We start from the raw sequence: 21,886 nt of genomic DNA, 5'->3' as shown, positions 1-21,886 counted from the left end.
TTGAAGCTTCTCTTTACTATTTCTAATGTTTCCTTGATGATGCTGCCGAGATTATGTAGTAGCTGATAACTAATACAAGAATAGCACAGGTATACAGCAGTGTGTGCAATGGATTATCGTGGTAGACAATGATAAGTCTGACCATTGCAGTGATGCCGATATAAAGAAAGTATCTTAATGGAAAGTGATAGCTTTCTTGAAAATATTTCACTATGAGGGCAATAAACTCAAAGTACAAAAAGAACACCAATATTCTTTCAAGCAGTTCATAATTGCTGCTTATCTGATGGAGCTCCATTGCATGTCCGACAAAGTAAATGATTTCTTTGCATAATAAAACACTTAGCATTAACGCAAGCAAAATCAAGGAAATATTCAAAATTTGCTGCAAGATATTGGCAAGCAGCAAATGCTGTTTTTTTACTTGTTTTTTCTCTTTTTCCTTTCGAGACTCCAACAACACTCCTCCTAGCTTGAGGATAATTTCAAACGATTCTTTTATTTTATACATAAATTTATTTTTTTACTATGAGTTTACTGCAATTTTTATTTGGCTATAAAAAAGAGGTTGAGATAAAACGAAAGATAACCAGTCTAAACACGATTAATAAAATTACAATTTGAAAAATAAAGCTTGTGACTAAATTACGGCTTTAAAATTAGTTCGTTTCATTGCGCTCCAGCCACTCGCTTTCCGCGGGGAGGAAGATGAGCCTCCTCGTCTTCGCCTGCGTAGTCTCATCCTTTCCTCTATTTCCCACAGGAGTTGAGTGTCCTCCGCTCCATTCCACTAAGATTTTTAATTAGTGTATTAAAACTAAAACACAAAAACCGATCTATTAATCAATACATGATTAAATAGATCGGTTTTTACACAAATTTACATACTTATGTCTCTGCCTTTTTCATAAAACTTTATTCCATCCGAAACGATGCTGTTTGTGCTTTTTGCTTTTCCTTTCCGAAAAGGATTAGACATAGTAAGGCAACAATGGCGAAAATCGCATAAATAATAATGACATTGCCATAGCTCATCGCTTCTGCTAAAACGCCAAACAGCAAATAACCAACCGTGTTGCCGATTTGGGTAGAATTCATATACAGTGTTGTTGCCGTTCCTTGTGCTTGAGGAATAAAATCCTGAAAATAAGAAATGGCAATTCCTGAAGTAATGGAAACTTGTGCAGCACTTAATATTTGCAGTGGATAGATCTGCCAAGGTTCGCCAACAAAAAAGAATAGAGTAAAATAAATGGCAGCAATGCCAAAGCCTATCCTTATGAGCAGACTGTTATCAAGCTTTGTAGCCAAGATTCCGACAGCAATCATCATCGGTACTTCAAAAATCGGCGGCACACTGAATATTAACCCAACATCAAACTCGCTGCCACCAAGCACTTTAGTAACAAATTGCGGAGCATTCAACATATGAATTGATGTTGCCGCTGCTAAAAGCAAAGCAGCAGCCAAGTTTCCGAATATATGAGGCTTCCGGACATAAGAGCTCACCCCGGTAGGGGCAGCCTTCTTTTCACCAACAATTTTCGGAATATCCTTCAAGAAAAGCAGTATTACAATCATTCCTATTCCATAGCTTGCTGCAACTAACAGAAACAATCCTTTGAAGTCTATTATTGCCAGCAGCCATGCTGCTGCTGCAGGTCCTACTGTCCAGGAAAGGGCAAAGAACATCCTGAAAACATTCATTACAAACGGCACCTGTTCTTTCGGAACATCAGAATGATACAGCGCCTCCCGCGCATAGGCCCACAGCTGCGGCACAGAGGCAGCTGCCGAACCAAGCAGAACAAAGGCTATCACTGCCAAAAAGAGATAATCCCGGACAAAGGCAAAGCCTATATAGCCGAGCATGCCTGTAAAGCTTGTAAATAATAAAATTTTCTTTCTGCTTAATTGTGCATCTGATTTTTTGGCAATGATGGTGCTGATTACGACACCGCCAATTGCCATAATTGTCATAAATACCCCAAATCCGATATTGCTCATTCCAACCTCATCAATTCCAAAAAGGGAAGAGAATGGGGCAAAAAATGACATAGATAAGCCAAATATGAAATTCGCTAAAAAAAGAATTGGAAATGATGGGATTCTCCACACAAACAACAGTTTTTTTATCATGATGATTTCCTCTCCTTTTTTCTATCAATACAGTTGTATTCAGTCTTTAGCAAACAAACATTGCTGCCATTTAGACAGCAATGTTATTTTGTAACTGCTAGAAGGAAGCAGTTAAAATATAATCAATATCTGCAAGCTCTTTCTCCGAAAAATCTAAGTTGTTCAGTGCTGCGACATTTTCTTCAACTTGGCTAACTCGGCTTGCACCGATGAGAGCAGAAGTAACTTTCCCATGGCGAAGAACCCATGCTAATGACATTTGAGCAAGGCTTTGACCGCGGTTTGATGCAATTTGATTCAATTTCATCACGCGATCTACCAACTCCTCGGTAACCTGGTCTTTCTTCAGGAAGCTTTGTGGTTTTGCAGCCCTTGAATTTTCCGGAATGCCGTTTGCGTATTTGCTTGTCAGCAAACCTTGTGCCAGCGGACAAAAGGCAATCGAACCAACACCGTTTTCTGCTAATACGTCTTGAAGCCCTGTTTCTATCCAGCGGTCCAAAAGAGAATATTTCGGCTGATGAATAAGCAGCGGAGTGCCAAGGCGATTGAGAATTTTGACTGCTTCTGCAGTCTGTTCTGCACTATAGTTAGAGATTCCAACATACATAGCTTTCCCTTGCCGAACAACGAGGTCAAGAGCCAACATCGTCTCCTCTAAAGGCGTATTTGGATCTGGACGATGCGAGTAAAAGATATCCACATACTCAAGTCCCAGTCTTTTCAAGCTTTGATCAAGACTGGAAACAAGATATTTTTTTGAGCCCCAGTCACCATATGGACCTGGCCACATATGATAGCCTGCCTTAGTGGAAATAACCATTTCATCCCGATATGGCGCAAAATCATCCTTTAACATTTTTCCGAACATCTCTTCCGCTGTTCCAGGCGGCGGCCCGTAATTATTTGCCAGGTCGAAATGGGTGATGCCCAAATCAAATGCTTTCCTTAAAATAGCCCGGCCATTTTCATATGTATCCACACCGCCAAAATTATGCCAAAGCCCTAAAGCGATGGCTGGGAGCAAAAGACCTGAGTTTCCAGCTCGATTATATTTCATCGATTCATAACGGTTTTCATTCGCTGTATACACCATTTCGTTATCTCCTTTTCGATTTAGTTTAAGACGGCTTGAAGCCATGTTTGTGCCATCAGCATATTTCCAGCTGTATTCATATGAACACCGTCTGTTGTCAGCACTTGGTGATTCTCTTTTTGAAGATATGCAATAAATGCTGTATGTGTTGGCACAAGCACGGCATTATAGCTTTCAGCCAGTTCCTGTACTGCTTTTACATATGGTATGAGCAGCCTGTTTCCTTGGGCATCTACATTCTCTTCGATTACAGTCGGCTCCATTAAAATGACTTTGGCATTTGTGCGGGCGCAAACTTGCTCAATCAAATTAGCATAAACTTCTTTAAATTGTTCTGGCGACAATGACTCTTGATGCGGGGAATCCAGCTGTCGCCATACATCATTGATGCCAATTGATATCGATACATAATCTGGCTTTAGATTCAGTACATCTGCTTCCCAGCGCTCCGCCAAATCAGGGACTCTATTGCCGCCAATCCCTTTATTGATGATTGTTGGGAGAGACTCTGGCCGATTAATCGCCATATAATCTCTAATATAACGGACATAGCTGAAACCAATCTGTTCCGGATCTTCATATCTGCCTGCTTCTGTAATGCTGTCACCAATGAACAGCAATAGATCCTTTTTGTTCAAGCTGACCAACCTCTTTCCCTCACAAAAGTTTAAGTGTTCTACATGTATATATTAATAGTTCAAACGCTTTCATCACATTGTTCGCACCAATACTAGCATTCTCTTATTCTATTTGCAAACCCTTTTTTTCTATTTACAAAAATTGAAAAACATGTTTTTTTTGTTGACAGCTAAGAAAGAGGACCCCCAATCAGGAATCCTCTTCATATTTATTCACGTTCTGCTTGGACAATGGCTGCTAAATTTGTTTTTTGACTTTCATTTAATCAAGTCAATTAATTTAGTATAGCTTTTGGCAAATGTCATTGCAGAGTGTTTCAGCTACCTTTGAGTCTTCAGAAAGGTTCGTCAAGCCAATTCTTTTTGCGATGTATTTTGTTGGAATACAACTCTTTCTCTTTTCTTGCCAGATTCATAGATAGCACAAATCATTTTTTGTGTTTTTAATGCATCTGTTCCCGTAATATCAGGTGCTGCTCCTGATTTTAGAGACTCATAGAAATTGTTGATTTGCTTGACATGACTTACACCCCAATAGCCCTTTGCACCATTATCATAATGGAATGTTTCTTGCGGATTATTGTCAGCGATAAACTCTCTGCCATCCATCAAACGAACAGTTGCACGGTCTGCAACCATTTTAGCAATTCCTTGTTCACAATGCAGCTCTATTTCCACAGGTGCATCATATGTGTAGTAATTGATGGCATGAAAAGCTGCTACAACATTGTTTTGAAAGGAAATTACTCCTTCAGCAGAATCCTCTACTTCAATTATTTCATGAGCTCTGTTGCTGATGGTTGCATCGACATATTTAATATCACTGTCAATGAACCATCTCATCAAATCTAATGTGTGAATCGCCTGGTCGATAATAACGCCGCCGCCTTCTTTCTCCCACGTACCTTTCCAATCACTTTTTTGATAATATTCATCAGAGCGGTCCCATGTTACTGATAATTTTCCTGATTTAATCGCACCCAATTCACCGTTTACAAGCATCCTCTTAATAAGCTGAGAGCCTGGATTATAACGATTCTGGAAAATAACGCCTAATGTTGTGCCATTTTCCTGATGTGCTGCTACCATCTCTTCTGCATCTTCTAAGCTGATAGACATCGGCTTTTCTGTCAGCACATGAATCTTTCTTTTTGCTGCAGCAATGGCAACAGGCGCATGCAAATGATGGGGCAGACAAATATGGATAACATCGAGAGACTCTTGCTCAAACATCTTTTCATAGTCTGTGTAGCTGGCACAATTATAAATGGCCGCTTTTGAATCTGCCCGGTCTTTTTTTACATCACAAACTGCAACAAGCTCAGCATCTTCTCTTGTTACGATTGATTGTGCATGCATCGGAAAAATATTGCCACACCCTACGATCCCTACTTTATATGAAGTCATGCTTAAATCCTCCTAAATTGGTATTTATGCCCACCACATTTGAGATGGTGCTTCTTCGATAACAACTGACTTAAGTGTTGATACAGCTCTTGCCAGTCCTTCACGGATAGACATAAGTGGATCCTCATGCTCGATACTGACAACATAGTCATAGCCGTATGTGCGCAATGCACTCATCATATCAGACCATTCTGCAGCACTATGGCCGCAGCCGACAGACCGGAAAGTCCACGCCCTTGACTGTACATTTCCGTATGGCTGCATATCTGTCAATCCATACATATTCGCATTATCCTGGTCGATATACGTATCTTTAGCATGGAAATGATGGATTGCATTTGCTTTTGCCAATATTTTAATGGCTCCCACAGGATCAATGCCCTGCCACCATAAGTGGCTTGGATCAAGGTTGGCGCCGATTGCATCACATGTTTCTTCGCGCAGCTTCAAAAGTGTGTATGGAGTATGAACTAAGAATCCGCCATGCAGTTCAAGACCAATTTTCACATTGTGATCACTTGCGTACTGTCCTACTTCCTTCCAGTAAGGAATCAGCTTTTCCTCCCATTGCCATGTTTTCACATCACTGTATTCAGTTGGCCATGGAGTGACTGGCCAATTCGGAAACTTCGCTCCTTCATGATCACCAGCTGTTCCAGAGAAGCAATTAACAACAGGCACATTTAGAAGGGAGGCAAGCTTGATTGTTTTCATCAAAGTTTCATGAGATTTCAACGCGAACTCCTTCTCAGGAGAAATTGGGTTGCCGTGACAACTGAACGCACTTATCATTAATCCTCTGTCTTCGACTTTCTTTATATATTCCTGCCTCTTTGTTTCATCCTCCAGCAATGTGTCCAAATCACAGTGTGCATTGCCCGGATAGCCTCCTGTGCCGATTTCAACAGCCTGCAGGCCGGCTTCCTTTACTGCATCAAGCATTTCTTCAAACGATTTATCTGCAAACAGGACTGTAAAGACTCCTAGTTTCATTGCCATTCTCTCCTTCTAATCTATATATTTTATTGAATTATTGTTGCGATTTGCTTTGTCTCTTTTGATTTAATCGCACCTAATATAACTTCCAGAGATTTTTTGCCTTCTTCTCCTGTAATCAAAGGTTCACTGTCCGTTAGAATGGAAGCGACAAAATGATCAATCACACCTGTTGCATTTTGGCCGCCTTCATCATTTGATTGGATTTTACCAAGCTCATAGTTTACGGTTTCCCCATTAGCATACTGCACGATTAAAGAGTATTGAGGATGATCTTCCAATCTTAAGATTGCCTTCTCACCGTAAATCACCGTCGAGTTATCTTCTTTGCTCGTGTAAGCCCAGCTTGCCGCCAATGTTCCGATTACTCCGCTTTCTGTCTTCAATACGCACACAGCATTATCATCCACATCGGCAAAATCCTTCGCATTTGTTTCCACAAAGGCTCCAACCTCAACGAATTCCTCCCCTAGAATATAGCGGAGAAGGTCTGTTTTATGAACACCTAAGTCTCCCATTGCGCCAATGAATGCTTTTTCTTTCTGGAAGAACCAGCTTCCCTTGCCGTCCACGCTCCATTGCTCCGGACCACCATGGCCGAATGCTGTGCGGAAACTGTATAATTTGCCAATTTCACCTGATTTAATTAGTTCACGAGCTTTTTGATGTGATTTTACAAAACGCTGATTATGCCCGATCATTAATTTTTTTCCGCTCTTTTTGGCTGCTTCTATCATTTGGGCTGCTTCTTCAGATGAGGTTGCCATCGGCTTTTCGCACAGCACATGTTTGCCTGCATTCAATGCAGCAACAGAAATTGGTGCATGCAGATAGTTTGGTGTACATACACTTACCGCATCGATTTCTGCAACAGCAAGAAGCTCTGTATAATCTGTATATGCTTTTGCACCATATTTTTTGCCAATCTCAAGAGCGCGCTCCTCATTAATATCACAAACAGCGACTATCTCCACATTCTTATTCCAGCTGTATTCAGGCAGATGCCTGTGCTGAGCGATGCTCCCGCAGCCAATTACACCAATTTTTAATGTACTCATGTTTTTTTCCCCCTATGATTTTTTTCTATAACTTTTCTAAAGGCTGACTGTTCCCGTATACAGGACGTGTTCTGGCAACCGGCTTCGCCCAGTTCACTGCATTAATGATGACTTGTTGAATGTCTTTCTGATGATATGTAGGATACGTTTCATGTCCCGGTCTGAAATAAAATATTTTTCCGTTCCCTCTTTGGTATGTACAGCCGCTTCTGAACACTTCTCCGCCTGTAAACCAGCTTGTAAAAATCAGCTCATCTGGTGCTGGGATATCAAAATGCTCGCCATACATCTCCTCTTTTTCTAGCTCGATATATTCACCGATTCCTTCAGCAATCGGATGACTTGGAGCAACTACCCACAGCCTTTCCTTATCATCCGCTTCTCTCCACTTCAAATCACAGCTTGTTCCCATTAGCTTTTTGAATATTTTCGAAAAATGGCCGGAGTGCAAGACGATAAGTCCCATTCCATCTAGAACACGCTTATGCACTTTTTCTACAATTTCGTCCTTTACTTCTCCATGCGCAATATGCCCCCACCAGACAAGAACATCTGTGTTTTCCAGCACCTCATCTGTCAGGCCGTGCTCCGGATCATCCAAGGTTGCCGTTTTTGTATCAAAGCCTGCATTTTTTAGAACGCTGTCAATACAGCCGTGTATACCATCAGGGTAAATTTCCGCTACAACAGGATTTATTTTTTCATGGCGATTTTCGTTCCATATAGTTATCAAGTTAGCCACACTCCAATACCGATTTATGGTATCATTATAAAAAATGAAAGCGATTTAATAAATGCTCAAAATTGGCTTCTTTTTATTCAATTGTGTCATTTATCGAAAATAAAAAAATACACTTCCATAATGGATGATGCATTTATATCTTTTGTCGGGGGTCTTAGAGAATGGTTAAAAATACATATGAAGAACCTGTTAATGAAGTGGTTCATTATGAAAATCCGTTATTATCTTTAAAGGTTTGGGAAATTAATGATGAGCCGGATTATACTGCGCTTATCGAGCAGGAGACATGGCATTTTCATAAGGAAGTCGAATTTCTCGCAATCATGGAGGGCAATTTAGCGATTCAGCACCAATATCAATCCACTGTGATTGGAAGTGGGGACACTTATATTATGGGTGCATCCCAGCCCCACCGGACATGTAAACCTTCTAAAGGAAATCTGCGCTATATTGTGTTTCAAGTAGACTTAGTGAAGCATTTTGACCAGAGCATCCTGCCCTATTTGCATTGCTTTTCTGAGGTCACAACACCGCTGCAGCATTTAAATTATATTTTTGAAAAAAATGAACAAGTAAAAAAACAGGTATACAGCCTGATTATGGAGATTTATATGGAGGCACAGCAAAAGGAAAAAGGATATGAGATTGCCATCAATTCGGCCATAAAAAAGCTTTTGCTGCTGCTCATTAGAAACGACGAGCAAAATTTGCTGAAATTTGCCGATGCGGAAAGCTTCACCCGGTTAAAGCCAGTGTTAGATTATATTGAAGATCATCTAAAAGATAAGCTTTTTGTCGAGGAAGCCTGCTCTATCTTAAACTTAAGCTATCACTATTTCATTAAGTATTTCAAAAAAAGCATGGGAATTTCCTTTATAGACTATGTGAATCTTAAACGAATTAAAAGAGCAGAGCTGCTGCTGTTAACAAGTGAAAAAAGCATTATGGAAATCAGTTTTGATGTTGGCATAAGCAATATTGCCCAGTTTTATAAGCTGTTCAAACGTCATAATCTCTGCTCTCCAAAGGAATATCGTCTTCGCATGCAGCAAAATGCTGCAGTTTAAACAAAAAGAAATTTAAGCATATCTTAAGCTTTCCTCTCTACTATTAATACGGATTTATCTATACTACTAGATTCCGAATTTTTATTAGAAGGGAAGTTTTTTTATGTCCATATCAGTAAGTAATGCTTCTGCTTATTTGCAAATGCTGCAAAAATCAGCAGTGCAAACAGTCACTGCTCAAGATGACTCTATCGCTTCATTCCAAGATATGCTCACAGCAAGCAGCCAAGGAAGCGAGGTGCCCGTCACAAGCACAAAGGACTTACCAGCATTAACAACTGAACAAAAAACAGCATTTCTAAAAAATATGCAACCGAAGGCAGAAGAGAGCGGCAGCTTGACAGATACTACCCTGCAAGACAGCTTGCAAACAGCATATACAACCATCAGCAGTCTCTTATCAGAATTTGACACAGAAGAAAGTACAGAAGACGAAATCTCCTCCCTTTTTGAACAAGTATCAGACACTTTGGAAAGTGCTAAGCCTCAAAGGGTGATGTCTATAGGAACAATGCCTCCACCAGTGATTTCACAAATGAGCGAGGAATACACTGTTGCCCAGATGAGTCAATTCCTTTCCAATATAATCAGCAGCTTAAACACGGAGGATACTGCGGAAGCTTCCATTATTACAGATTCATTATCTAGTGATCTGTCTGGCCAGCTTGCAGGCTTCGATTTAGAATCGGCCTCGGATGAACAGATTGCTAACATTTTCGAGAGCATACTGCAAGAACTAAATGAAGAGCAGAGCAATGCTGACAGTTCATCAAGTGTTACTAGTGAAACTATCTCTGAAGCCTTCCCAAACAGTATACAGCTGTCTGGAAGCTCACTGCCTCCCTTTAACTGGAAGCCAGGTTCAAGCACGAATACTGCAGCAACGAGCAGTGCTTCTATTAGCACTTCTTTCTATTAATAATGCAAAGAAAACGGGTGGCATTTATTGTCACCCTTTCGTTATCACCTTTTTGTGCTAGGTGAATAGCCTATAACAAAAAAGGGGGCGGTGATTTATCTTGCATTTACCTGATATCCTCGCTGGACCAATCTTAAGAAGAACAGAAAGCAAAGAGCTGTACTGCTGGATTGCATTAAGCAAGCCAATGGAAGCAAGAACCGAAGTGTTTGCTGTTCAGCAGTCTAATGATGCTTGCTTTCTAGAACGTGTAAGTTCTCATAGTGAAACAACCCTTGTCAAAATGGGAAAAAACTTATTTATATATTTAATGAAGGCTGAACCAACAGAAGGTAGCTTTCCAACAGGACAGCTGCTTGGCTATAATGTATTTTTTAGCGATGGAAACAAAGAATGGCATCTTGGTGACTACCAAATGCTTGATTCACATAATCCGTATTCCATTGTATACGGTGATTATCCATTGCCTTCTTTTTTTATTCCCGAAAATAAAAGCACCTTTATGTACGGATCTTGCCAAAAGCTGCATGGCACAGGCAATGATGCATTAATTAAAGGAGACAGCCTGCTTACAGAATTCTGGTCTGATTTACAAGTAAGGCCATCCTCTCTCTTCCTTCTTGGAGATCAAATCTATGCTGATGATGTCGCAGACCCAATCACGCCATTCATTCAAAGTCTTGGAGAAATATTGATCGGCAAGAAGGAACCTCTCCAAGATTTAGCTTTGGAGCTTGACCAAAAATACAGCACAAAAATGTATCAAGTGAACGGTCGTGGGGAACTGACAAAAGAGCTGTGCGGCTTTACCTCCAGAAAAGCAGCAAATCATTTGTTATCGTTAGGGGAATATGCAGCGATGTACCTTTTGAGCTGGAGTCCCGCTCTTTGGCAAGCAGCCGGACAAAAAGCAGCAATCCCTAATTTGGATCATCTGTTAGCTGAAAATAAGTATTTTGTCGACAAATCATTACAGTCAGACAAAGCTTTGCACACAAAACGGAAAGAATATGAAGAACAATCCAAAAGCCTGATACAATTTGCAGCATCCACGCCTCATATTCGCAGAGTGTTGGCCAACATGTCTGTTTATATGATCTTTGATGATCATGATATAACAGATGACTGGAACATTTCCGCTGACTGGATGGAAAATGTTTGGTCTGCCCCTCTTGGCCGTCATTCCGTCGCAAATGGACTGACCGCCTACTGGGCTTTCCAAGGCTGGGGCAATGCACCTGATTCTTTTTCTGCCCCTTTTTTAGCTGTTGTTAATTCCCGTCTTCAAGGCTTAAATTATAAAACAACTCCATATGAGAATTGGATTTCTGCAATGTGGACCTATGCCAACTGGCATTATACGATCCCGTCTACTCCAATTACACTTGTCCTCGATACTAGAACACAGCGCTTCTATCCTGACACAAAACAACGGATGATTACACCATTCCTTACCAGCCGGACAAACGGCCCCAATCTGATTAACAAGGACGCATGGGACCAGCTTGAATCAAGCCTTAATGAATCTGGCTGGCAAGAAGGGGAACCTCTTATCCTTTTGTCTGCAACTCCTTTATACGGCGTCGACCTGATTGAGACTTTCTTAAAAAAGATTGTCCTGCCTGTTTCAAAAAATATCCCAAAACTGCAGGAGGCAATGGACTTAGAATGGTGGAAATTCAACAGTCGCGGTTTCCATGAATTTCATACAAGAATAGCTAAGTGGAACCCTTCTGAGTGTGTTATTCTTTCTGGTGATGCACATATGGCTTTCGCCTTAAAATCGGAGGTCGAGTTTTTTCCTCATGACAAGAGAACTATTCACCAATACACAAGCAGTCCGATTAAAAATGAATCATTTCGCGGACTGGCCAATCTTGCAATCAAAGGATCTTTATTCTTAAGCAATCAAGTTATCAAAAAGAATATTACGCATCGTTATTATGATCACAGTCAACTCTTGAGTGAGGGAGAACCAAGCACAGCTTGTATATGGAAGGAAACAATCCGACATGAGACGTTAGAAAATGGCTTTCTCATTAAGACGACTAACAATATTGGTCTGATTGAATTTACAGGCTGCGAAATTAATAACAGCTTTTTATAGGATGGAAGCCGTATGAAACATCTTCGTCCTGATGTTTCATACGGCTGCTTTTACCTATTCGTATAGCCTATTCTCTTTAATATAGCTGTAGCAGGAGTCTGGCAGTAAATAGCGCGGTTCTCCGCCCATTGCCAATTCCTCGCGAATGTAGGTAGAGCTGATTTCCATAGCCAGCCCTTTATCAAGAAGGTGAAATGTCGTACCATCATCATTATTTCTTAAAATAGGCGAGTGACTTATTGCCTGCAGCATATCAATGCCGTTTCTTGCCATTACAATGAACTTATTTTCTGAAATTAGCTCCTCGCCCTTCGTCCACTTTCCTTTGCCGATATCAACGAGCAAATCTGCACCCATAATAAAGTAAATATCATCTTCAGGAAATACTTCTTTAAAGTGATTCAACGTGTTATACGTATAAATATTCCACGCCTCTTGTTTCATTTCATAATCATCTGCGACAAATTTAGGATTGTTATCAATTGCAAGCTCCAGCATCCTCCAGCGATGCTGATCTTCAACATGTAACTGTTTGTCACGACGCTTGCTTGAGCAAGGCAGGAAAATAACTTTATCAAGCTTACAGCGATGTGCGACAGTGCTCGCCGTCCACAAATGGACATTCGTGACAGGATCAAAAGATGACCCATATATTCCGATTTTCCCCATTGTAAAGCTCTCCCTTCCTTACAAACTGTTTTCGACTTCCTCTTGCACTTTTTTGATAAGTGTCATTTTATTGTTCCAGCATTCCTGGCTGAGATCAACAGGATATTCCTCTGGATTCAACATCCGCTTGTACTCATCCCAAAATAGCTTCAGACTGCTCTTCGCATAGCTTTGCACTTCTTGGAGAGGCGGAAGTTCATAGCAGACTTCTCCTTCTTTGACAACAGCTACATGAAGTTCCTTAGCTGTATAATCTGTCACAAATTTGCTTATATATGTGTGAACTGGGTGGAACATTTTCAGTCTTTCTTTGTGCACCTCTTCTTTAGCAAGAGCAATATAGTCCCCTTCTGCATGGCCGTTTCCATTATTAATGATTCGGTACAGTCTTTTTTCCCCTGGTGTAGTCACTTTTTCAGGATTAGCTGATATTTTTATCGTATCTGTCATCTGTCCATTCGCTTCCTCAATACATACAAGCTTGTAAACACCGCCTAATGCGGCTTGATCGTATGCGGTAATAAGCTTTGTCCCGATTCCCCACACATCGATTCTTGCTCCTTGCGCCTTAACATTCATGATTGTTTTTTCATCAAGATCGTTTGAAGCAATGATTTGTGTATCTTTGAACCCTGCATCATCAAGAAGCTTTCTGGCCTGTTTTGATAAATACGCTAAATCACCGCTGTCTAATCTTATTCCCTTAAAGTTTATGCGGCCTGCAAATTCCTTTGCTACTTTAATCGCATTAGGCACACCTGAACGCAAGGTGTCATAAGTGTCTACTAAGAAGACACAATCCTTGTGACTGCTGGCATAGCTTTTGAAAGCTTTGTATTCGTCCCGGTATGCTTGCACAAGTGCATGAGCATGAGTTCCGGCAATTGGAATATCAAAAAGTTTTCCTGCTCTGACATTGCTTGTTGCCGAAAACCCGCCGATATAGGCTGCTCTAGTACCCCATAAAGCAGCATCAAGCTCATGTGCTCTTCTTGTGCCGAATTCCATTGCAGTATCTTCTCCAATGACCATCTTAATGCGGGAGGCCTTTGTCGCAATCAACGTTTGATAGTTTACGATATTCAAGAGAATTGTTTCTAAAAGCTGAGCTTCTGCCAAAGGGGCCTCCACTCTCAGCAGCGGTTCATTTCCAAAGACAATTTCCCCCTCTTTCATCGAGTAAATATCACCAGTAAAGCTTAGCTTGCTGAGATAGCTTAAAAAATCTTCTGCATAGCCGTATTCTCGCAAATATTGAATGTCTGTATCAGAGAAATGAAAGTTTTTAATAACTTGTAAAACCCGCTCGAGCCCTGCAAAGACTGCATAGCCATTACCAAAAGGAAGCTTGCGGAAGTACATTTCAAACACTGCCTTTTGTTCATGGATATTATCCTTCCAATATGTTTCCACCATGTTGATTTGATATAAGTCTGTATGCAGCATTAAACTGTCATCTGAATATTTCATTTATTTAACACACTCCTTTTCCCTTGATTATCGTAGCTCCTAATGCCGCTTTAAAATGTTCCATTGCCCAATCATGCCCTTGTTGGGAGAAGGAGGCAACTGCATCCTCATAAACTGCTATGCTAAAGCCTTTGTTATATGCATCAACAGCCGTATGAAGCACACATATATCTGTGCATAACCCAACAAGATGAAGTTCTGTTATCCCTCGTTCCCTTAATTTCAACTCCAAATCTGTCCCTGCAAATGCTGAATATCTTGTTTTATCTAGATAATAAATATGTGGAGACTGTTTATTTCTTTCATAAACTTCCCGTAAACTGCCGAATAAATTTCTGCCCGCACTGTTCCTAATATTATGTGGGGGGAACAATGCTCGCTCTGGATGATAATGATTATTTAATTCATGAACATCAATTGCAAACACTGTAAAATCACCGTTTTGTATAAATCTTTCCGTAATGGCTGAAACTTCTCTTTCTATTAATTGCCCCTTTTCCCCGCAAGATAATCGCCCGTCCACGGCAGCAAAATCGAATGTATAGTCAATATTTATTAACGCCTTATTCACCATAGATTATTCCTCCCTTAACTAAAAATTTGCTGATTTAAAATTTAAAAGTTATTTGTAATTATCAATTTACAAATTACTAACCTTAAAGAGAAGGAGGAAAGCTGCTCTCTTTCCTTCTTTTCAGATATTAATGATAAATGGATTCCACTATTTCAAAATCATTAAAAACATACAGCTGTGATGGTCTGAATGAATTCCTTTTCGTTTTTTTCGGCGTTCCGTCTGCATCTAATGCTTTTTCAATGAACGGAAGCTTTGGCGCCTTTGTGAAAAAAACGGAATCATTTGAGATTCTAGGGTCTTCTCCTACCGTCAACAAAACGCGCTGCAGCTCAGACAATGTAAATTCCTTTGGCAAGAAGCTTTTTGCTGCAGTTGTGGTAATCATGTCACGTTTTATAAACATATGGGCATCTGCAATAATTTTTTCGTGATCAAAAGCTAATTTCAACTGAGTTACCTCTTCCATATCAAACAGCTCCACTTCTGCTGCGTCATCGTTCGCCTCGCGCTTTTGAATATATTCCTCAGGAACAATGGCGTAAAAAGCATTGGAAATCATCCAGCCCCGTGGATCTCTTGTGACATTGTCATACACACCAAAATGCTTAATATGCAAACCATCAACATTTGTCTCTTCCTTTAATTCCCTTTTCGCAGCTTCTAAAGCTGTTTCTCCTTTGATTGCATCAACAAAGCCCCCAGGAAGAGCCCATTTTCCGCCCTCAATATTTGGGTTTCCGTCGTTATCCGCGTCTGCCCGCTTTATGAGTAACAGTTTTAATGTCATTATTGGAGGTGCCTTTTCTTCTTTTCTTTCTGAGACGATTGTGAAAATGGCAATATCAGCAGTATAGCCGTCTGGAGTTCGGTACTTTGCCGAATCATAGTTTGCCAGAACTTCTTTTTCTGTTTTATATTTCATGCTTATAAACCCTCTTATCAATCAGTAATTTGTAATTCAATAATTACTTGTTAATGATAATATAACTCCTTTTCCTTCCAAATGCAAGCCTAAAATCAGATCATTTATTTTATATCCACAAAATTAAAATTTTTACAAATAAAGCATTTTCATTTTAGGAATTTTGGCACTAATTAAAATTTTTCAGAAGCAGTGCTTAACTATAATGTTGATGTGCCGAAATAAATCTTAATAAGATTGCTTAACAACGTTAAATAGTTGCAAGTAATCTAAATTTCACTTAAGGAGAAGCATCATGAAAAAAATGAACTTCAAATGGAATTTAAGATCTAAGCTATACACTGCTTTTGCTGTTATTCTTTTACTTCCAACAGTATTAGTAGGATTCCTTTCCTATAACAGCGCAAAACATGAACTGGAAAACAGTTTATTAAAAAGTGCGGAAGAAAATGTAAAGCTTCTTAATTCAAATATAGACAATACCCTTTCCCCAAAGATACATGATGCAAGCTTTTTTGCTGATCTGCTGAATACTGATATGTATGAAGGCGGAGATAATTCTGAAGCATTGCAAAAGTTTACTCAATATATCGGCTTACATCCGGAGGTGCAAACCATCTATATTGGCACAACGGATGGTCAGATGATCTCATATCCTAAAACGGATTTGCCAAGCGATTTTGACCCGCGTGAAAGACCATGGTATCAAGATGGTATGAACAATAATGATGTTGTTGTTACAAGTCCTTATAAAGATGCAAGCACTGGAGAAATGATTGTAACAGTAACGAAAAAGATTGCTGACTCAAGCGGTGTTGTCGCGATTGATATCAACATTCAAAAACTCGAGGAAACAGCAAAAAGCGTAAATATCGGTGAGGATGGTTATGCTATCCTGCTTGATACACAGCAACTGTTCATTGTGAATCCGCTTGAGGAGGCTGGTGCTAAAGCGGAGCAAAGCTATTATAAGAAGATGTTCGAATCAGATAGCGGTATTATAAATTATACTGCTGACAGCGAAAAAAGCGTTATGTATTTCACAACAAATAAGCTGACAGGCTGGAAAGTGGCAGGCACAATGTTTTCATCTGAAACAGAGGACGCTGCTGCCCCAATCCTAAACACGACCTTCCTCGTGATTGCTGCCGCAGTGATTGTTGGCGCAGCCATCGTCATGCTGATTGTACGATCGATTGTTATTCGAGTGAAATCACTCCAACAAACAGCACAGAAAATCAGCAGCGGTGATTTAACAGAAGAAATTCACGTAAAATCAAATGATGAAATCGCCGACCTTACTTCGACTTTCATTGACATGCAGACAAGCTTGCGCGGTTTGTTAAGAAACGTTGAACAAAATGCAGTACATGTTGCCGCCTCAGCAGAAGAGCTGAATGCAAGCGCAGTCCAAACAAGTGAAGCAACAGAACAAGTCGCAGATGCCATCCAAGAGGTAGCAAGCAATGCAGAAAAGCAGACAGCTGGAATGGATGAAAATATTATGTCAGTAGGTAAAATCTCTGCTGGTACAGCATCTATTGCTGAAAGTACTGCAGCTGTTTCGGAATTAACGAGAGCAACTACAGAAAAAGCAGAAGAAGGCGGCCATTCTGTTAAGCAGACTGTCGATCAAATGAACCTAATTCATGCCTCTGTATTAGATTCTAATACAGTAATACGTTCCTTGTATGACCGTTCTAAAGAAATTGGCTCCATACTTGGTGTTATCACAGCAATATCAGAGCAAACAAATCTCCTTGCTTTGAATGCTGCTATAGAAGCAGCTCGGGCTGGTGAGTCTGGGAAAGGTTTTGCTGTTGTAGCAGAAGAAGTTCGCAAACTCGCTGAACAGTCTCAGAATTCAGCAAGCCAGATTTCCGAATTAATTAAGGCAATCCAGCAGGACACAGAAAATACTGTGCAAAAAATGTCTACCGTTGTTGACAATGTGCAAAGCGGGTTGTCTGTTTCGGAGGATGCCATTCAAAAATTCAGCGATATTCTTTCCAGTATGAAAGATATCAATCCGAAAATGGACGTTGTAGCTGACACGATTAAGACTATGCTTACAGTTGTTCAAGTAGTGGAAGGAACGGCCTATGAAGTTTCAGATATTGCCAAAAGCAATGCAGCCTCATCAGAAGAAGTTGCTGCCTCTACACAAGAGCAGCTTGCAGCAATGGAGGAGATTACGTCAGCTTCTCACACTCTGTCTGTCATGGCAGATGAACTTCATGAAATAATTAAGCAATATAAATATTAACAATAAAGACCGCCGCAGATACGCAATCTGCGGCGGCCTTTATTATAGTTTGTTATATTAACTAAGCGGGAGCCTGATTTCAATTGTCGTTCCTTTATTCACAGAACTCTCAATATGAAGATGGCCTTGATGCTGTTCAATGATTTTAATGATCACCATATACCCTAAGCCAGTGCCAGTATCCTTTGTCGTATAAAACGGAAGGCCGAGTCTTTTTATTTGTGCTGGTGTCATGCCAATCCCATTATCCTCTATTTGAATAATCGCTTCTTTATCCTCTGTCACATTTGTGCGAATTTTAATATTTCCCCCATAAGGCAATGCTTCTACACTATTTTTGAAGACGTTCATGAAGACTTGCTTTAATTGATTTTCATCACATTGGACAAAGATATTATCTTGAGCATAGTTTTTTTCTATTAGTATATTGTTCATGTTTGCACTCGCCTGAAAGAGAGAAACTGTCTCATCCATAATTTTCTGCAAATCCTGATTAATGAAATGGACAGCGTGCGGCTTGGACAAAATCAGAAACTCACTAACAATAAAGTTAATGCGCTTTAGCTCTGACATGATAAGGTCATAATGCGACTTTTCCCGAAAGTCTTTTTCCAAATATTGAATAAAACCTTGAATAGTTGTCAGCGGGTTGCGGATTTCATGTGCAACACTTGCAGCCATTTGGCCGACAGCTGTCAGCTTTTCTGAATTTAGCAGCAGCTTTTCTGTATTCTTCTTTTCGGTATAATCTCTGAATTGGGCAAAAGCTCCAACAAGTGTGCCGTTATTCAAGAAAATAGGAAAACAATCAAGCAAAAAAATTAGAGCTTCCTGATCTTTTTCCCGTGTAAAGGTTATTTCTATATCTGTATACGGTCTTTTTGTTAACAAGACATTCTGCAAATATTCACCGAAATACTCCAGGGTTAAATGGCTTGCACCAATAATGTTCTCCTTTTTCCAGCCTGTTATATGTTCAGCATATGCATTGAAGGCAATCAGCTTCCCGCTTTGAGCGGCAACCAATATTCCATTTCTTGTTGTATCCATAATTATTTTGTTTAATATGTTCAGCTCATGGTTTTGTCTGATTAAATCAATTTCCCGTTCAATCGTTTGGTTGACCGTTGACAAAAGGGTCAGCATAAGAGGGCTTGCATGCTCGATATCAGTCATAATGGAAATCGTTCCAAGAACCTTATCCGCTGTCCAGTCGATAATCGGCACAGCATAGCAGGCTTTACGATGGAGATATTCATGGTAATGCTGAGTTCCTACGATTTCTACACTTTTTTTGTGCTTTAACGTCAAGGAAATCGCATCAATGCCGCAATCCTCTTCTGTAAAGCGAACTCCTTCTTTAATTCCGAGAGCTTCAGCATCCCGCATGCTCTGCTCATGACCAAGATTTTTTAACAGATACCCCTCTGCATCACAGACAGAAGCGATTATCGGCATCTCTTTTAACGAATCGAGGAATTTATCGAGAAAATAGATGACCACATCCAAGATTTCCTGGTACTGCATATGCTTTTGTAATAATTCCTCTTCATTTAATCTTTCCGAAAAAACAGTAATAGCGGTAGGCTGCAAGCCATTTTCGCGGAACTTAGCTTTCATTAAATTAAAATCAATAGCTGCTTTCTCCATTATAATTGCTCCTGTTTCCATCCTTTTATATTAAATGTTAATTTATCACAATAAATAGTGCTTTTCTCACACTTCACTAAAATTATATCATAACAAAAAAAATCCCACATAGAGATGATAAATTCTATAATTTCTAACAAAAATTTGAAAAAACTTTGTTCTATGAAAATATATATTATCATAACTACAGGACTATTTTTTACAATTGGCTATTATTATTAGTAGTGTGCTAATTTAATTTTCAGGAGGGATTAGATGATTAACCAACATACAATTCTGATTATCGGCGGTGATCAGCGTCAGCTGCATGTAATCGAAAAGCTTGCCAAATCAGCTGGACAGATTATATTAACAGGTTTTGAAAATGTACAGCTTGAGTATGCCAATGTATGCAAACAGCATATCTCAGAAGTTGACTTCAGCAGTTTGGACAGCATCCTTTTGCCTATCCCAGGTATCGGCAATGATGGAAAAGCAGAATCCAAGTTTTCCAGTGAAGACATTTATTTGACGGAGGATATGTTCCGCAAAACAAAGGAAAACTGCTGCATTTATTCTGGCATTATCACTCCCTTTTTAGAATACATAAAAAAAACAACCGGACGAAACATTGTGGCTATTTTTGCAAGAGATGATGTTGCTATCTTAAACTCTATCCCGACTGCCGAAGGAGCTTTAAAAATCGCCATTGAAGAAACGGATTACACGATTCATGGCTCTCATGTCTTAGTTCTTGGGTTTGGAAGAGTAGGAATGACTGTTGCCCGTCTCTTTTCAAATCTCGGCGCTGTTGTCAGTGTTGCTGTAAGAGAGTCTGCTGACAGAGCACGTGTTCAGGAAATGGGCTTAACACCTGTCTTATTTAAACATTTACCTGATGAGCTTGACCAGCAAAATATTCTGATTAATACTGTTCCCTTTCATGTTTTGACAAAACAGCTGCTTGATAAGCTGTCAGACCAAACATTAATCATCGATCTCGCTTCTCGGCCTGGCGGAACCGATTTTGCTTATGCAAAGGAAAAAGGAATATCTGCAATCCATGCCCTTGGACTGCCGGCAAAGGTTGCACCCGTTACAGCTGGTGAGATTATTGCAGATATCATACTAGAATAATCTATAAAGTTAGGAAAATAATAAAAAAGGGGCAGTGCCCCTTTTCCTTCAATACGGTCCTCTGATGCTGTTTTTTACGTTCTGTTGATAAAAATGGTTAAGCCTCGTTTTTTCCTCCTGTGTAAAAGGTGCTTCATCCAGCGCTGCTAAGTTTGCAAGAATTTGGTTTTCATTTTTGAAGCCTGGGATAATGCAGGACACTTCCTCATGATCAAGTATCCATCTTAAGGCAGCAGATGCCATCGATTGACGTCTATCACCAATCCACGCAATCTGCTCCGTGAGCTCAACACCCTTTGAAAAACCGAGTCCGCTAAAAGTCTCTCCGATATTAAAGGACTCCCCATTTTCATTAAATGCGCGATGATCATCTTTTTCAAAGCGGTGCCCCTGCGTAAATTTGCCTGTTAACAGGCCGCTTGCCAGCGGCAGGCGAACTAAGATACCCGTTCCCTTCTGCTTTGCTTCTGGCAGCAATTTCTCTAGAGGCTTTTGACGGAAGATATTAAAAATAACCTGCAGTGAATCTACCCCTTCATGCTCAAGACACAGCAATCCCTCTTCCACTGTTTCAACACTGACACCATAATGCTTTATTTTCCCTTCCTGCTTCAAACGGTCCAGCACTGCAAAAACTTTACCGTCCTGAAGGATTTCAAGGGGCGGACAATGAATCTGATATAAGTCAATTGCTTCTCTGTTCAAGCGCTTCAAGCTGTTTTCGCAGAAGGTTCGAACATTTTCATAAGTGTAGGTGTCGGCTGCATGAATATCTCCGCCTCGGCAAAATTTTGTCGCAATGTGAATATCCTCTTCCTTCCCCTTAGACACCTTAGCCAGCAATTCCTCACTGTGTCCATTCCCATAGACATCGGCCGTATCAAAGAAATTCACCCCTTCCCCTATTGCCCTGTCAAGCGATTTCAGTGCCTCTTCATCATCCGTTTTCCCCCATGAACCGCCAATCGCCCATGTTCCAAAACTGACCTCGCTTATCTTCAGACCTGTTTTCCCCAGCTCTCTATACTTCATATTAGAGCCTCCTTG

General features: G+C 40.2%; 19 protein-coding genes. 5 read left to right on the top strand and 14 right to left on the bottom strand.

The features are described from left to right. Positions 1–22: 22 nt before the first annotated feature. The 8 genes from psiE to MKX82_RS05835 form a co-directional block, all read right to left on the bottom strand. Positions 23–463: a phosphate-starvation-inducible protein PsiE gene (psiE, locus tag MKX82_RS05870; protein ID WP_396953772.1), complete on the bottom strand. Its 441-nt coding sequence runs from the start codon at positions 461–463 to the stop codon at positions 23–25. 452 nt (positions 464–915) lie between these two features. Then, positions 916–2,139: a sugar efflux transporter gene (locus tag MKX82_RS05865; RefSeq protein WP_237941107.1), complete on the bottom strand. Its 1,224-nt coding sequence runs from the start codon at positions 2,137–2,139 to the stop codon at positions 916–918. A gap of 97 nt (positions 2,140–2,236) precedes the next feature. Then, complete coding sequence (gene mgrA / locus MKX82_RS05860; protein WP_341079414.1) at positions 2,237–3,235, bottom strand: L-glyceraldehyde 3-phosphate reductase; 999 nt, start codon at positions 3,233–3,235, stop codon at positions 2,237–2,239. A gap of 20 nt (positions 3,236–3,255) precedes the next feature. Then, on the bottom strand, positions 3,256–3,873 hold the full coding sequence (locus tag MKX82_RS05855; RefSeq protein WP_285109843.1) for an SGNH/GDSL hydrolase family protein: 618 nt from the start codon (positions 3,871–3,873) through the stop codon (positions 3,256–3,258). A gap of 348 nt (positions 3,874–4,221) precedes the next feature. After that, positions 4,222–5,280 carry a Gfo/Idh/MocA family protein gene (locus MKX82_RS05850; RefSeq protein ID WP_233317789.1) on the bottom strand — a complete coding sequence of 353 codons (1,059 nt, stop codon included), beginning with the start codon at positions 5,278–5,280 and terminating at the stop codon, positions 4,222–4,224. A 24-nt stretch (positions 5,281–5,304) separates the two neighbouring features. Further along, a complete protein-coding gene (locus MKX82_RS05845; protein WP_237941105.1) occupies positions 5,305–6,273 on the bottom strand; it encodes a sugar phosphate isomerase/epimerase family protein in 969 nt (322 codons plus the stop codon). A gap of 29 nt (positions 6,274–6,302) precedes the next feature. Next, entirely contained in the window at positions 6,303–7,334 is a 1,032-nt protein-coding gene (locus MKX82_RS05840) for a Gfo/Idh/MocA family protein (protein ID WP_285109841.1), read from the bottom strand. A gap of 25 nt (positions 7,335–7,359) precedes the next feature. After that, positions 7,360–8,067, bottom strand: coding sequence for a ThuA domain-containing protein (locus MKX82_RS05835; RefSeq protein ID WP_267913468.1), 708 nt, complete (start codon positions 8,065–8,067; stop codon positions 7,360–7,362). A 170-nt stretch (positions 8,068–8,237) separates the two neighbouring features. Here MKX82_RS05835 and MKX82_RS05830 point away from each other — a divergent pair, with 170 nt between their 5' ends. The 3 genes from MKX82_RS05830 to MKX82_RS05820 all read left to right on the top strand — a co-directional run bounded on the left by MKX82_RS05830 (position 8,238) and on the right by MKX82_RS05820 (position 12,169). Beyond that, positions 8,238–9,143, top strand: coding sequence for an AraC family transcriptional regulator (locus tag MKX82_RS05830; protein ID WP_233317801.1), 906 nt, complete (start codon positions 8,238–8,240; stop codon positions 9,141–9,143). Between the two features lie 103 nt (positions 9,144–9,246). Further along, entirely contained in the window at positions 9,247–10,062 is an 816-nt protein-coding gene (locus MKX82_RS05825) for a hypothetical protein (RefSeq protein ID WP_233317808.1), read from the top strand. 100 nt (positions 10,063–10,162) lie between these two features. Then, positions 10,163–12,169, top strand: a complete 2,007-nt coding sequence (locus MKX82_RS05820; protein WP_341075669.1) for a hypothetical protein — start codon at positions 10,163–10,165, stop codon at positions 12,167–12,169. A gap of 54 nt (positions 12,170–12,223) precedes the next feature. On the opposite strand, the gene nadD is transcribed toward MKX82_RS05820, so the two are convergent. From nadD to MKX82_RS05800, 4 genes are all read right to left on the bottom strand, one after another. Next, positions 12,224–12,838, bottom strand: coding sequence for a nicotinate (nicotinamide) nucleotide adenylyltransferase (nadD, locus tag MKX82_RS05815; RefSeq protein WP_233317811.1), 615 nt, complete (start codon positions 12,836–12,838; stop codon positions 12,224–12,226). Between the two features lie 18 nt (positions 12,839–12,856). After that, positions 12,857–14,308 carry a nicotinate phosphoribosyltransferase gene (locus tag MKX82_RS05810; protein WP_233317814.1) on the bottom strand — a complete coding sequence of 484 codons (1,452 nt, stop codon included), beginning with the start codon at positions 14,306–14,308 and terminating at the stop codon, positions 12,857–12,859. A 4-nt stretch (positions 14,309–14,312) separates the two neighbouring features. Then, the gene (locus MKX82_RS05805) at positions 14,313–14,879 is read right to left on the bottom strand and encodes a cysteine hydrolase family protein (RefSeq protein WP_341079412.1); all 567 of its coding nucleotides are present in this window, start codon (positions 14,877–14,879) and stop codon (positions 14,313–14,315) included. 130 nt (positions 14,880–15,009) lie between these two features. Further along, positions 15,010–15,807: an NUDIX domain-containing protein gene (locus MKX82_RS05800; protein WP_233317817.1), complete on the bottom strand. Its 798-nt coding sequence runs from the start codon at positions 15,805–15,807 to the stop codon at positions 15,010–15,012. A gap of 295 nt (positions 15,808–16,102) precedes the next feature. On the opposite strand from MKX82_RS05800, the gene MKX82_RS05795 reads away from it, so the two are divergent. Then, positions 16,103–18,073 (top strand): methyl-accepting chemotaxis protein, encoded by a 1,971-nt coding sequence (locus MKX82_RS05795; RefSeq protein WP_251644645.1) that lies wholly within the window; start codon positions 16,103–16,105, stop codon positions 18,071–18,073. 57 nt (positions 18,074–18,130) lie between these two features. Here the strand turns inward: MKX82_RS05795 and MKX82_RS05790 are convergent, their stop codons facing one another. Further along, positions 18,131–19,723, bottom strand: coding sequence for an ATP-binding protein (locus MKX82_RS05790; RefSeq protein WP_233317821.1), 1,593 nt, complete (start codon positions 19,721–19,723; stop codon positions 18,131–18,133). Positions 19,724–19,978: 255 nt separating this feature from the next. On the opposite strand from MKX82_RS05790, the gene dpsA reads away from it, so the two are divergent. Further along, positions 19,979–20,839, top strand: coding sequence for a dipicolinate synthase subunit DpsA (dpsA, locus tag MKX82_RS05785; RefSeq protein ID WP_233317824.1), 861 nt, complete (start codon positions 19,979–19,981; stop codon positions 20,837–20,839). A gap of 48 nt (positions 20,840–20,887) precedes the next feature. Here the strand turns inward: dpsA and MKX82_RS05780 are convergent, their stop codons facing one another. Beyond that, a complete protein-coding gene (locus tag MKX82_RS05780; RefSeq protein ID WP_233317826.1) occupies positions 20,888–21,871 on the bottom strand; it encodes an aldo/keto reductase in 984 nt (327 codons plus the stop codon). Between the last annotated feature and the right edge of the window lie 15 nt (positions 21,872–21,886).

This window comes from Niallia sp. FSL R7-0271 (genome assembly GCF_038005785.1).
Lineage (GTDB): Bacteria > Bacillota > Bacilli > Bacillales > Cytobacillaceae > Niallia.
The sequence above is the reverse complement of the archived record's forward strand: the minus strand, read 5'-3'. Positions and strand labels throughout refer to the sequence as shown.